We start from the raw sequence: 13,277 nt of genomic DNA, 5'->3' as shown, positions 1-13,277 counted from the left end.
GGCAGCCAATACGGCATGATAGCCATTCCGCGCATTGGTCATGAAGTCATCGTCTCGTTTCTCAACGGCGACCCAGACCAACCGATAGTGACAGGCCGTACCTACCATGCCACCAACAAAGCGCCGTACACACTGCCGGATAACAAAACCAAAACCGTGCTGCGCAGTGAAACGCACCAAGGAGAAGGGTTTAACGAGCTGAGTTTTGAAGACCAAGCGGCGCAAGAGAAAATCTACCTACACGCGCAAAAAGACTTAGATGCCTTGGTTCTCAATGACGCCACGACGCACATCAAGCACGACCAGCACCTCACGGTGGATAATGACCAATTCACGCACGTTAAACATAACCACCACCTCACAGTGGAGGGCGAAAGCCGCGAATCGGTTAAGGGTAGCTGTATATTAATGGTCGATGGTTCCTTGCACGTAAAATCAGGGCAAGTTTGGACTAATGAAAGTGGAGATGAAATCCACATCAAAGCTGGACAAAAAGTGGTGATCGAAGCAGGGTCAGAAATTACCGTGACAGCCGGTGGCAGTTTTGTCAAAGTTGATCCTGCTGGTGTCCATCTTTCTGGGGCGGGCGTTAATTTAAACTCAGGCGGAAGTGCGGGCAGTGGTAGTGGTTTTAGTGGTGATCTACCGTTATTACCTGGTGAGCTTGAACTGCAAAAATCCCCCGCGCCACCTCAAACCATTCTTTACCAAGCGCTATTGCAAGCTGAAGAGGCAAGTATCCCTGCAGTAAGAGTTTGTCCTTTAGAGCAAACTCAAGGGTTAGTGAGTCCCCCACCGCCTCCACCTCCGCCATTAGCACCACCGCAACCAGTGCCGGTACAAGCAACGAATTTAGCATCAGATGCTCGTGTTCGAAATACAACTAAGCCTGCTCCGGAGTTTGGTACTCATTTCCCGACTTCCTCAATCGGTATCGAGAATGAGCTGAGTGGTTTGATTGTCGCGATGCCTGCCAATTCATCACAAAAATTTGGTTATGTAAAAAATGCAAAAGGCGAAGCGCTATTCATGTTGACCAAAGATATGAATCAAGGCAGTTATCATTGCCCGCCGCATCTTAAAAATGGTCGAGATTATACAGGGTGGCAAACTCATACAATTGAGCTTATTACTTACCCTTGTGCAATGGATGATGAAAAAGCCGTCGAGGATCGTAAAGCAGGTATGCTTTGGTTAGCGAAGTATTTCACATCGCACATTAGCCAGTTTAACCATCAAACGCTTGCGGCTACGAGTAGTGATGATGGTCAGTTTATTCTAGAAATCTCGAACGTGAATCATATTATCGCTGCTGGAAATGGTGTCGCTGCCGATTACCAAGGTCAAACAATCTCGATGACCCCGAGTGGGCAGCAGGTTACAGTTGGAGTTAGCGCTAAATTATTTGGAACGGGCGCTAATGCAGAGCTTCGGTTACTTGAATTAGCCCCTTGGTATAAAAAATCACTCAAGGATAAGTTTTTGTCATTAACTCGCGATGAGCGGTTGGATGATGAAGAAACGGCTTCCTCAGTATTTGCTTACTTAACGTCCATCTATATTAAAACCGCTGAGTTGTCGAAAAAATTTGGTATTTATATCAACGAGTGGCAGCCAGAATCAGAAGGCATTACACCTAATGCTAATGGTTTAACGGACCCTAAAGTGAAAAATGCTTGGGAGATATTACCAAGAACTAAGCCTTCGAAAATGTTAGAGGTATTAAGTGCTAAGGATTCTCGAGTCGTGCGTAGCAAAATAACTCCAGAACTTTATTCGGTGTGTTCAAATGATCTCGCCGTTAATGTATTTCAATACTTTCAAAATGGTGGAGAAGTAGCTGGGCATGGCATCAATAACGCCACCATCGGTGATCCTAAAAGCCCACAACCAGCGATACTTTTTGAGTTTCGAACGGTTCCAAACGCGCTGCAAGGTTATTTACCCAAGGTGGAATCTACTGCAAAAACAGACACCAAGCTACTCGATGCATTTGAGGGTAAAAAACGTACATTAGTCAATAATCAAGTTGACGATGTTATCCAAAATAGTGGCGATCAATTTGATCTCTGGTACCAAAACTATCGGCAGAGTATAAACATGCCTCCAGTCAAAAATGCGAAAAAAAGCGCTTCAGCTAATCATAAAGCTGAATGGGTCAAGGCGGAAAAACCACAAGAATGGCAATGCATTACTAGCCAATAACCATCAAAATACAGGGATGTAATGATGATTAATCAATGGGTAACGCAACAAAGCGGATCTGTGTATTGGCTTGTTGGATATAAGACAATCAAGCATGCGATGCTTGAAAACGGCGGTATGAGTTTCGAAAACATGGCCGTACTATTTCATGGAGATACTTTTTCTTCAGTAATGGGCTTATCTCCGTGGCTCGTTCCAGTATCTGGGAAAGTGTTAAACCTGCCAGTCGAGATTTTGCAGCAAGGTCTATTTCTAACCAGTTCAACCCGTACTGAAGTAATGCTCGATCATTTACAAAGCTTATTGATAGCTTCACTTGATGGCGAAGAAGTGATGTTTCGCTTTTATGATCGTGATGTGATTATTCCCATACTACGAGCGATGGATGAAACTGAGGTGAATCACTTTTTAGGCAACATCAACCAATTGGTGGCGATTGATCACCATAAAGAAGACGCTCTCATTACCTTCAGTAATACCTCATGCAGTGAATTTGTGCTTCGTCACGGGACTTGGTGGAAGATGTTACCTCACCACCTAGCGCCTTTGTACAACGTAAATGTTCATGCCAATTCCTTAGAAAGACGTTGGTGGGAGCTACTGCCGCATCTTTTACAACGCTTAGAATCACCGCAGCAGACGATATTATCAGCCTTGCAATCAGCATTAGAAAAGCAAAATAGCTATGAGGTCGCAGAGCAGCATGCGTTAGTTGCGCTCGTCACTGCAACCGATACCGCGCTTGATGATTTATCCCATCCTTTACATTTAACATTGGATGAATTGAAAGAGTTAAAGGCCATTAAGGAGAGCTGGCAATGAGAAGTACAACAGGAGTTAGCCCTTTTTGTGCGCCGTGTGAAAATCGAACGCATTGGATTGAAATTATCATCCGTGATGAGTTCAATAAGCCATTTGAAGGCATCACTGGCACTATCACTGACTCTGCAAAGCATAAATTTCCCGTCGTATTAGGTGAAGCACCTATCTTGCTTAAAACGCTTGCCCCCGGCCCGGTGACGCTCACTCTCGATGCTGAACAATGGTTAAGAGAGTCTCAGGGCAAACTGAGAACACCCAATAATGAAGCCGATCCTACTTTGGATTTTGCCAAGCAATACCAAGGCCATTTAGGTAATAGTGCTAGTTTTCTAAATGTAACCAGTGGCGATCTAACCGAATTAACGCCAGAACAAGCTCTACCCGTAAGACACCAAAAAGGCCAAGCGGATGCTTGTAATTTACTGACAGATAAAAGTTATGTCCTTAAAGTGAGAGGATTTAACTTTATTACCTTACGTGTAGGTATATTTTTTGATGGTACGGCCAATAATAGCTACAGTGCGCAGTGGGGGAAAACTCAGTTAGAGAATTACTATCAAACATGGAAAATGAAATACAACGTTGACTGCGACATTATTTCCAGAAAAACAGGGCGGCTTAAAAACGACATTCCTGCTACTCACTTATCGAGCGAGTGTTTTGATTATCCTAAAAAAGACAATTTTTTTATCTCTTTATTTAAAAATGATGAAGGCGAAGTAGAGACAGTGGCAGGCAGCGCTACTAATGAGCTAACTAATGTACAGAAGTTGTTTGAATTATACTCACAAGATAAATATCTCAGCGACCTAAATGTTTTTACACATGCTGAGTATGTCACTGGTATTGGCACTGGTAATAGTAAAAACATTGAACCCGCTGATGAATCTACGTTTGGGCAAGGGTTAGGGATAGGTCAGTATGGAGTCACAGCAAAAGTAACAACTGGCGTAAAGCAACTATCGGATAATATGCATATGGTTGTAAGTCAAATCTTTGCTCAGTTAGGAGATGATGTTGATGGAATAAATAAAATTCAGTTCGATGTGTTTGGTTTTAGCCGTGGAGCTGCCGCGGCAAGACACTTCATCAATGTGGTTTTGGATGGCGAGCAGGGCGAGTTTGCTCAAGCGTTTAGCAAGGCGTGCCAAAAAAGTGGCGTTCCCTTGGCGTATGGGTTTGATTGGGATGAAGCAGATGAGGCTAAAGCCAACTGTGAGATTACTTTTGCAGGCCTGTTTGATACCGTAGCTTCTGTGGTTGACCTACTCTCTTTTGATTTTTCAACTCATCATGATAACGGTGATGTGAGGTTATGGATTGATCCTCAGCGCATTCGGCGTGCTGTTCACTTAACCGCCGATCCTAGTATTGAGTGCCGCTATAACTTCAGCCTTAACCATCTTAACTCTGTGGATTCGGCTGCGCATTTTCATGAATTTGTTCTTCCCGGAGCCCATTCCGATATTGGTGGTGGTTACCATTCACGCCTAAACTACAACAATAGTGATTATCTCTTGCCGATCTTAGAGAAGAAGTTGGTGAAGCGTGCGAGTCGCTCTTTCTCTGACCGCTGGGATAAGGATCGCGCCGAGCAATACGTGAGAAGAAAGCTGGCTGAGTATAAACAGCGTGATTTAGCCACTGGTTGGCAGGAGAGTGATTACACAGAGCCAGAAATTGAATTTATCAATCATAGTAAAAAAGAGGGCGGAAGAGTGGTTGGTCGCCTTTATATACAGCGCAAAGTGGAAGGAGAGCTCTCCCGTTTATACCTCAGATTGATGTATGGTTTAGCTGAGTTTCACGGGGTACCAATAACTGATGATAATGGTTTTTTATGGCAAGACCCAGATCGTGGTTCTTATAGAGTCATGGACTTTCCTGCACAATCGAATAATAGTTTAGCTGCTAATTTTAAGGCATTAAATCAAAAAGTACTGGATATGGCGAAGCAAGGGCAATATGCCAAGTTAGAGAGTGAGTTTGATGCAAAACGTAAACAAGAGTTGATGCAGTTAAACTTATTTCATCATTCTTCGGATGATAGTTTTGCACTCAAACCGCTTTGGGACGAAAGTCAAGGCTGCTATAAACGGTCTAGCTACTCATGTGAGAAAGGAAAATAAGTTGAATATTAAAGCAATACTTATCATTTTATCTTTGTGCTTGCTGAGTTCTTGCGCCTCTAGTGCAACATATATACCAAGAGATAAATGGCGAGTGGGTGTTGTTATGCCCTCTTTTTACCCTGTTAAAGTTACTCAGGCGTATGGGGTAAATGAAAATGAAAATTGGACATCATTGCTGCATAGTTTTACACCGCAATCTTTTAGTAATAGTGAGTTAAGTAACGCGCGTAAAAAGCTGCCTAACTATGATGGTTTTGGTCTTCCTCTTCATGCCATAAGTATAACAAGTCGATACCAAATAGGTGGTACGAATCACTTGCCAGATAGTGTTTATTTATATTGGGTTTCGCTAGTAAATACTCAATTTTATGTCACGAAATATATTGTGCCAGAGTCTATAAAGCAACTTATGGCAAAACAAGACAGCTATACTCGAGCTAATGGTTTTGTTGTCAATCCCTGCTATCGCACGGACTTTGTATTTGGGTTATTGCCAAATGGGCAAGCCAAAGTTTGGCTAAGAGGTTGTGGCGAGACCGTATATCTAGCAGAATTAGCACCAGATAAAGTCATGGATCGTGATAGCAACGGTTTTACAGCTGACACATATAAAGAGGCTTCTTATTTAGGGCGTATTCACCAACGCGCAAAAGACGCAGGTGTATCAATTGACCCGATTCCTTGGGATAAAGTGGATAAGGTGTACTCGGCTCAGGAGATTAAGCCACTTCAGCACTAGAGATTGCTTTGAATCAGAGTAGTGATCTGAACGTGTTTGATGCACTACTATAGAGGCACTGCTGACTTGAAAAGGAATGACCATGGTTACTGCTCTATATGCATCGATACTTTCAATATTATTTTTGTGGCTAGCGATTAACGTTATTAAACAGCGTCGGGCTAACCAAGTGAGATATGCCGATGGTGGAGTACCAGCACTGCAATTAGCTCGCAGCGCGCAAGGAAATGCCGCAGAATACATTCCTATTACTTTAATCCTAATGGGGTTATTGGAGTTTAATGGTGCCAGCGTATGGTGGATCCACGGGGTGGGTATTACGTTTATCGTTGGCCGAATTTTACATGCCAGAGCGATTTTAAGTGATCAACTTAAAGGGCGGATTCGTGGTATGAAGCTAACGTTCAGTGCGATGGTTATCTTGATCGTGCTGAATATTATTTACCTTCCTTTTGGCCAAGTATTGGGTTAAGAATGCTATTCATTCACGGTAGGGTGAAGTTTATCTTGATAAGTGGCCAATTCTCGGCGCAAGCCTTTAAATGTGGTAAAGGCACTGTCAGTGGACAGTTTGTTCACTAACCAGTTAGGTAGCGCACCTCCTGGATTAGCGAAGGCAATATAATCGATGTGAGTCATACCATTAGTCAGTTTTTGCAGCGTCCAATGTGCGTTGACTTGAGTGATACGGATGTATCCCGGTTGTTCAGGCAAGTAATTTAGGGCATCCACTATGTCTAAACTTAAACCATTAGGTAGCATCTCAAATTTTGAATAAGTCACCATATCTCTGTTTTTAGCTGGCCATGGTGCCGAGAATTGGGTGTAAACAATATTCTCGGTATCTGAAATTTTTTGCAGCACACGGCTATTACTCACGTTATCTATCCAGTTTGGTACATGTTCACTGTCATCTAATAGCCGCATAAAAGCGAAATAGCTGGTGGGTACGAACATTTGCGCCCGTATTTGGACTAAGCCATCGCTATGGTGTCGCGAGTAGATCGTAATGCCGTCTTCTGATTTTACCTGTAACCAATCGACCGAAGTCGCTGCCAAACTAGCAACATTGCTAAATAGTAGGCTTAAACCAACTATCCATTTCATCATGGTTCTTTCCTCATTGATGTTGTAGTACGTGGCCTTATTTTTGTCGTGTTGGTTACAAAAAGTGGGTTTAAGAACTGCACTAGCATAAAAACATAAATATATTATGTATACGTTTTGTTTTATTAGTTTTTGTTATGTTACTTAAAAGTTTGCTCAATGTTCAGGTACGGCAATGAAATCTTTAAGATGGTATGAGGTTTGGCTCTGTCTCATCCTATCATGGATTTCTATCCCCGCATGGGCAGCGCCATCCTCAATACACAATGGTCATATTATTCGTATTAGTGCTGGTGAATGGCCGCCGTTTATTGGTCAACACCTTGAAAATAATGGTTTTGTTGCTGAGATCATCCGTAAAGTATTTAAGGATGCTGGCTACGAAGTTGAGTTTCATTTTTTCCCATGGGCGAGAGCATACGCCGAAGCCAAAGCTGGACGTTATGATGCAACTGCTATTTGGATGTTTAACCAAGAGCGAACGGTAGATTTTTATTATAGCGAAGCGGTGAGCGATGAACGCTTCGTGTTTTTTCACCATAAAGAAACCGACTTTCACTGGGAAAGCCTCTATGATCTTAAGGGGTTACATTTAGGAGGTGGCATTGCCTACAGCTATGGTGCCGAGTTAGACAGATTGTTAGAGACGCAGCAAATAAAAATGTCTCGAGTCAATGATCCAAAACAGAACTTCGAACGGCTGGCGAAAAAGCGGATTGATCTCATGCCAGAAGAAATTCATATCGGTTATTACACTCTGGATAAATACTTACCGCAATGGCGAGAAATGATCACGCACCATCCCAAACCTTTTCTCATCAATAATAACTATCTGTTGTTCCCTAAAATGGGTGAACGAAGTGAACAACTGTTGACGCTATTTAATCATGGACTGAAAGAAAGTGATGTCTCCATGATGGAATGATTCGCTTTTTTTGAATGGCCCTTCCTTCTTACCTTTCCGCAGTGAATTAAAAGGCGGTTAGATTAAGTTCAGAGACGCGAGCAGGAAGATGCCTAGTGTACAAGTAAACAGTGAAAATACGGTCGTCAATGCAATGATGTTGGCCGCTAAGGTTGCATTTCCTCCCATAGCTCTAGCCATAACATAACTGGCCGCAGCGGTAGGGGATGCACTCATCAAAAAGACTAGCCCGAGATCTAACCCGCGAAAGCCAAAAAGTAACGCACCCGATGTGATCAATATCGGGGCGAGAATCAGCTTATGGGCAGTGGCAAACCAAGCCGGTGCTTTGTCGCTTCTGAGTGAACCTATATTGAGTGAGCCGCCAGTACACAGTAGTGCTAATGGTAGTGTCATATTGGCAAAATATTGGCCAGCATCAGTAACCATTTTCGGGATTGGAAGGGATAAGGAATAGCATAAAACGCCGAGCAGAATACCAATAATCAGTGGGTTTTTGGTGAGTGTTTTGGCAATCACTCCAGCGGCTTTGAGCCCTGAACTTTCCCCTTTTGGCGTGAGTGTTATCACCGCTTGAATATTATAAAGGATAGTGGTTGCGGCAACGTACATCGCCGCTAATGCTAGCCCAGGTTCGCCATAAGTATTTGCGACATAAGCCAAAGCGATAATAGCGGTATTCGCACGAAACCCGCCTTGGATGATCACGCCGTGATCCAGATGTTGTGGGAACGCTTTTTTGGTGAAAAAAGTCGTGAAAAGAAAAAATAGGAAATTAGCGAGTAGTCCATAGCCAATCAGTGCTGCACTGGAAGAAAAATCGTGCTGTGATTTGACGATGCTAAGAAATAGCATGGCTGGTAAGGTGACTTGGAATACGATTCGTGACGCGACATCGATGAAATTGTCGTTGATAACCCCCGTTCGCTTCAGTACAACGCCCAGTACTAACATCAAACAGATAGGCCCTGTAATTGAGGCCGAAAACAAAAGTTGTTCGATAATCGTTGTCATATCAATCCATTGAAGTTGCTCATAGTGTTGCTATTCTTCCACAGTTCCTCATTTTGCAAAATCAAATTTGCAAAAAAGAACGAACGTGCTAAAAATAGCATGGTATGAAGTGAGAGTCGGCATAATATGAGCAAAGGTAGAATTACAAGAGAAAATGTACTGAACAAAGCATTCGAATTAGCCAGTGAAAACGGTTTGGAAAGCCTCACTATCGGTGAGTTGGCAAAACAGTGCGGTTTATCAAAAAGTGGTTTGTTTGCGCATTTTAATGCTAAAGAAAATTTGCAAATTGCAGTATTAGAGCATGCCCATTCTGTGTTTACTGAGCGTGTTATTACACCGGCTCGCCTGATTGGCGACGAGAATATCGAAGCTAAATTGCGAGTGCTGTTAGAGCACTGGTTAGGTTGGAATCATTCATTCCAAGGCAGTTGTATGTTTTTAGATGCGTGGAAAGATGCCGCAACTTGTGATTGTGCAATTCAAAAAGTACTTAAAAAAACCATCGCGACTTGGATTCATTACTTGCAAATTCAAATTCAAAAAGGGGTTGATAGCGCACAGTTTCATCCGAAATTGGATGTAAAGCAGGCTGCTTATGAGTTGTATGGACTCTATTTAAGTGCTCATTTGTTCTACTCGATCTACGGCCAAATGGAAAGTTATCAACATTTTTGGAAAGGCGTGGGCGATTTAATGTCTCGATGGCGAAATATAGTGAAGCAGCAATGTTAGCTAATTCTCGCTTTTCACAGCGAGAAGAACGAGCCTGCAACAGCGAAAATGCACTTTTATTTAACTAAATCAAATTGTTAACAAAATCAAAATTTTTTAATTAGAAATAGTACGAACGTTCTATTTTATCGAGAGGAAGGGCAACTCAGTGAGTGAAAAAATCTATTTCAGCACCTCAAACACATTCAGTGTGAAACGTACATTGGTCAATATGAGCACTCGTCTTCATCACACGCTCGCACCGTCACATGCCCAAAAATTTGCACGAAATATATTGTTGACTCCGGCAAGAAGTAAGCCTCAAAACCAGCCGCCAATTGGCCTGAAAACTGGCCGTGTAATGTGCGTTGAAGGGGCTCTGACGACTTATCAACTCGGAAGTGGTCCCATTTGGTTATTGACTCATGGTTGGTCTGGCACGGCAAGTCAGTTTTACCCACTGATGGAGCATATTGCGGCACGTGGTTATACGGCATTAGCTTATGATCACCCAGCACATGGTCAAAGCGAGGGCGTGTATGGTCACATTCCTGCGTTTGTTGGAGGGTTGGAAGCGATACTCGATAGTATTGACAATGTTGCTGGTATCGTTGGACACAGTATGGGGACGGCCGCCGCATTAGAGTGCCGACATCATAAAATTGAGCATTGTCCCATGCTATTGGTTGCGCCCGTGCTGGATTATTTGGATAACTTATTCAGCAGTGTGGCAAGGTCTGGCTATTCGATGCGCTTATTTGAGGCCGTTGTTGCGGAAGTTGCCGATCAATATCGTTATCCCATTCAATCTATCGATCCTTACCATAAGCTTGCTCAGCGTCAATCTCGCAGCGTCATTGTTCACGATGAGAATGACAAGTTCACCAAATATTCTGTTTCAAAGCGAGCGGCAGAAGAAATCGAGAAAGTGTCACTTATTACCACCCAAAACCAAGGACATGGACGTGTGATGAAAGGTGAACAAGTTAAGTCCGGATTTGATTTGTTGGCAGGAATACCATGCTAAGGTGTTCGTTTTAAGTTAATTTGAAGCCGTAATTGGATGGGCGTAATTTAACCAATAGTTTTCCATTTATTTCAAAGTGTTAAATTGTTAACCATAGTCTTGATAAGGTTAACAATTTCGCAATAATTATTATCTCCTTGTTTGAATATGTGTGATCATATTGTTGCCAGTAGGCCCTCATAAGGAAAAATAATAATGAATAGAAACGATAGTGTCCCTTTACCCTCCAACACCCGAGAATGGTTTTTTAACCGCAACAGCCTTATCATCCTAGCCGATATTGTCCTGTTTTTTGTCCTGTACAATGCCTTACCTGTTGATACTAATGTCGCTTTGGGCATTAGTATGCTGGCATTTATTGCTGTGCTGTGGTTAACGGAAGCTTTACACGTCACAGTCACGGCCATTCTTGTACCTATCATGGCCATCGTTTTTGGTGTTTTTAACACCCAAACGGCGCTCAATAACTTTGCTAACTCGATTATCTTCCTATTTTTAGGTGGATTCGCATTGGCTGCTGCTATGCATCGGCAGGGGCTGGATAAAGTTATTGCCGATAAAGTTCTTATCATGGCGCGCGGGAAAATGAGCGTTGCGGTATTCATGTTGTTTGGTGTGACTGCCGCGCTTTCAATGTGGATCAGTAACACCGCCACCGCTGCGATGATGCTACCGCTTGTGCTTGGAGTGCTCAGCAAAGTGGATAAAGACCGTGGTCATTCGACCTATGTTTTTGTGCTGTTAGGTATTGCTTACAGCGCCAGCATTGGTGGTATTGCAACCATCGTAGGAAGCCCTCCTAACGCGATTGCCGCGGCTGAGGTTGGTCTTTCATTTACAGATTGGATGAAATTTGGTGCTCCAACGGCGGCGATTATGCTGCCCATTGCGATTACTATTTTATATTTCGCATTAAAACCGGATCTTAATGGAGAGTTCGAGCTCAATTATGAACCTGTTACTTGGGATAAAGGTAAAGTCGTCACGCTTGGTATTTTCGCATTAACGGTTTTTTGTTGGATATTTAGCAAACCAGTCAATGCCATGCTGGGTGGTTTTGCGAGCTTTGATACTCTGGTTGCGCTGGGTGCGATTGTTTTGGTCAATTTTGCCCGAGTGGTGCACTGGAAAGATGTAGAAAAAACGGCAGATTGGGGGGTATTACTGCTGTTTGGTGGCGGCATTTGCTTGAGCAACGTACTTAAGCAAACGGGAACCAGCGTTTTCCTAGCCAATGAACTAAGTGCCCTGATCTCTCATTTAGGTCTGTTCTTTATTGTATTCGTGATTGCTGTTTTCGTGGTGTTCCTAACGGAATTCGCGAGTAATACAGCCAGTGCAGCGCTGCTTATTCCGGTGTTTGCCAGTGTTGCTGAAGCCTTTGGTATCTCACCCGTGATTCTATCTGTATTGATTGCTATTGCGGCTTCTTGTGCATTTATGTTGCCCGTTGCGACGCCACCCAATGCGATAGTGTTTGCCTCTGGACACATTAAGCAAAGTGAGATGATGCGAGTGGGTATGATGCTAAATATTGCTTGTATTGGCTTGCTGACCATGATTGCGATGCTGTTCTGGTAAGCTAAGCACAAACTACTTCAATACTAATGAGCTCTCAATTCAGAGAGCTCATATTGAGATGTTATTACTGTTGGTTAACGAATTCTTTAAAGCGTGCTTTCGTTTTCTCATCAGCCTTGTTGTACCAAAAATGCAGCATTTCTTCGGCGGCGTTTTGTACATTTCCTGACTGAGCTAGTTCATTTTGCAGCATAGCAACATCCGTCATTCCAATAGCTGCAATACCCCCTGCGCGATTATAGTCATTTGCTTCACGGATATAGTCACGGCCTACTTGATACCCTTCTTTAAGAAGGCGATCTTGCTTTATCTCTAGTGTTTGGCCTGCTTGGTCAATCAGTGACCATTGCATTGTTTTAATCTCTTTCTCTGCTCGATGTGCATCACGGTATTCAGGCATGGCAAAATTCAGTTTTGCATCCTTTGCGGTGAATGTGGCAATGACTGCATCGCTTTCGATAATCACGCGATCATTCCCTTGCGTAAAATAAGGCGCGTATTTGAAGACGATTTGTTGTTCACCATCGGCCAGCTCAAGGCTTTTCGCTGAGGAAAATAGGCTGCCAGAAGTTTCGGGCTTCTGACCATTCACCGCTAATAAGTTAATGGTGTCTGGAATTTCAAGAGTGATATTAGCCAATACAGAGGCACTAAAGATCATGGTTAATGTACATAAAGCCGGTTTAATTAGGTTCATTATTTTATCCTTGCAAGCAATAGAGTAGAGGTTGCCGATAGTTGGTTGTAAAAGCAAGTTCTCAACGGCATAAGTGACTAATTTTCATTGAAATGTAACATCTTTAGTGCGAGGCATGCGTCATGCATTCGTCAATATTATCAGATCGTTAGTCACGTGATAATGTCATTCTCTTAATTTTAAATTATGCCATTCAGTCTTCTTCAAAGGCCTTAATTAGCGTAAAAAATTAAACTTACCTGCTTTGCTTTGTCAAAATTCTGAATTCCTGACTCAGAATTGCTTTTAAGATGTAACACGGTGAATCCCCATAA

The 13,277-nt window shown here is 42.8% G+C and carries 12 protein-coding genes; 9 read left to right on the top strand and 3 right to left on the bottom strand.

What is annotated here, in order from left to right; genetic code table 11:
* The 5 genes from AACQ42_RS04840 to AACQ42_RS04820 form a co-directional block, all read left to right on the top strand.
* Positions 1-2,205: actin cross-linking domain-containing toxin (locus AACQ42_RS04840; RefSeq protein ID WP_303396286.1), on the top strand; the 2,205-nt coding region annotated here is incomplete at its 5' end.
* 24 nt (positions 2,206-2,229) lie between these two features.
* Positions 2,230-3,027 carry a DUF4123 domain-containing protein gene (locus tag AACQ42_RS04835; RefSeq protein ID WP_094165677.1) on the top strand — a complete coding sequence of 266 codons (798 nt, stop codon included), beginning with the start codon at positions 2,230-2,232 and terminating at the stop codon, positions 3,025-3,027.
* Entirely contained in the window at positions 3,024-5,156 is a 2,133-nt protein-coding gene (locus tag AACQ42_RS04830) for a phospholipase effector Tle1 domain-containing protein (RefSeq protein WP_094165676.1), read from the top strand. Before AACQ42_RS04835 ends, AACQ42_RS04830 begins: the two co-directional genes overlap by 4 nt.
* 1 nt (position 5,157) lies before the next feature.
* Positions 5,158-5,898, top strand: a complete 741-nt coding sequence (locus tag AACQ42_RS04825; protein ID WP_094165675.1) for a DUF2931 family protein — start codon at positions 5,158-5,160, stop codon at positions 5,896-5,898.
* A 76-nt stretch (positions 5,899-5,974) separates the two neighbouring features.
* Positions 5,975-6,370: an MAPEG family protein gene (locus AACQ42_RS04820; RefSeq protein ID WP_017043566.1), complete on the top strand. Its 396-nt coding sequence runs from the start codon at positions 5,975-5,977 to the stop codon at positions 6,368-6,370.
* A gap of 5 nt (positions 6,371-6,375) precedes the next feature.
* Here the strand turns inward: AACQ42_RS04820 and AACQ42_RS04815 are convergent, their stop codons facing one another.
* Entirely contained in the window at positions 6,376-7,008 is a 633-nt protein-coding gene (locus tag AACQ42_RS04815) for an START domain-containing protein (protein ID WP_094165674.1), read from the bottom strand.
* A 172-nt stretch (positions 7,009-7,180) separates the two neighbouring features.
* Here AACQ42_RS04815 and AACQ42_RS04810 point away from each other — a divergent pair, with 172 nt between their 5' ends.
* Positions 7,181-7,930 carry a substrate-binding periplasmic protein gene (locus AACQ42_RS04810; RefSeq protein WP_088733110.1) on the top strand — a complete coding sequence of 250 codons (750 nt, stop codon included), beginning with the start codon at positions 7,181-7,183 and terminating at the stop codon, positions 7,928-7,930.
* A gap of 57 nt (positions 7,931-7,987) precedes the next feature.
* Here the strand turns inward: AACQ42_RS04810 and AACQ42_RS04805 are convergent, their stop codons facing one another.
* On the bottom strand, positions 7,988-8,944 hold the full coding sequence (locus tag AACQ42_RS04805; protein WP_013868314.1) for an AEC family transporter: 957 nt from the start codon (positions 8,942-8,944) through the stop codon (positions 7,988-7,990).
* A gap of 126 nt (positions 8,945-9,070) precedes the next feature.
* Between AACQ42_RS04805 and AACQ42_RS04800 the strand changes: the two genes are divergently transcribed.
* From AACQ42_RS04800 to AACQ42_RS04790, 3 genes are all read left to right on the top strand, one after another.
* Positions 9,071-9,679 carry a TetR/AcrR family transcriptional regulator gene (locus AACQ42_RS04800; protein WP_013868315.1) on the top strand — a complete coding sequence of 203 codons (609 nt, stop codon included), beginning with the start codon at positions 9,071-9,073 and terminating at the stop codon, positions 9,677-9,679.
* A gap of 148 nt (positions 9,680-9,827) precedes the next feature.
* On the top strand, positions 9,828-10,685 hold the full coding sequence (locus AACQ42_RS04795) for an alpha/beta fold hydrolase (protein ID WP_094165673.1): 858 nt from the start codon (positions 9,828-9,830) through the stop codon (positions 10,683-10,685).
* A gap of 195 nt (positions 10,686-10,880) precedes the next feature.
* A complete protein-coding gene (locus AACQ42_RS04790; protein WP_017045011.1) occupies positions 10,881-12,266 on the top strand; it encodes an SLC13 family permease in 1,386 nt (461 codons plus the stop codon).
* A gap of 64 nt (positions 12,267-12,330) precedes the next feature.
* Here the strand turns inward: AACQ42_RS04790 and AACQ42_RS04785 are convergent, their stop codons facing one another.
* Positions 12,331-12,954, bottom strand: a complete 624-nt coding sequence (locus tag AACQ42_RS04785; protein WP_026027524.1) for a DUF2057 family protein — start codon at positions 12,952-12,954, stop codon at positions 12,331-12,333.
* Positions 12,955-13,277 lie beyond the last annotated feature (323 nt).

The sequence above is a fragment of the Vibrio sp. V12_P9A6T4 genome, from assembly GCF_963874835.1.
GTDB classification, from domain to species: domain Bacteria; phylum Pseudomonadota; class Gammaproteobacteria; order Enterobacterales; family Vibrionaceae; genus Vibrio; species Vibrio anguillarum.
Note: the sequence above shows the minus strand (reverse complement) of the source record. Positions and strands in the feature narration are given on the sequence as shown.

Bases quoted from the DNA above. Each gene is read 5' to 3' on its own strand.
- AACQ42_RS04835 (WP_094165677.1), top strand. From the start codon at position 2,230: ATGATTAATCAATGGGTAACGCAACAAAGCGGATCTGTGTATTGGCTT.
- AACQ42_RS04830 (WP_094165676.1), top strand. From the start codon at position 3,024: ATGAGAAGTACAACAGGAGTTAGCCCTTTTTGTGCGCCGTGTGAAAAT.
- AACQ42_RS04820 (WP_017043566.1), top strand. From the start codon at position 5,975: ATGACCATGGTTACTGCTCTATATGCATCGATACTTTCAATATTATTT.
- AACQ42_RS04815 (WP_094165674.1), bottom strand. From the start codon at position 7,008: ATGATGAAATGGATAGTTGGTTTAAGCCTACTATTTAGCAATGTTGCT.
- AACQ42_RS04810 (WP_088733110.1), top strand. From the start codon at position 7,181: ATGAAATCTTTAAGATGGTATGAGGTTTGGCTCTGTCTCATCCTATCA.
- AACQ42_RS04805 (WP_013868314.1), bottom strand. From the start codon at position 8,944: ATGACAACGATTATCGAACAACTTTTGTTTTCGGCCTCAATTACAGGG.
- AACQ42_RS04800 (WP_013868315.1), top strand. From the start codon at position 9,071: ATGAGCAAAGGTAGAATTACAAGAGAAAATGTACTGAACAAAGCATTC.
- AACQ42_RS04790 (WP_017045011.1), top strand. From the start codon at position 10,881: ATGAATAGAAACGATAGTGTCCCTTTACCCTCCAACACCCGAGAATGG.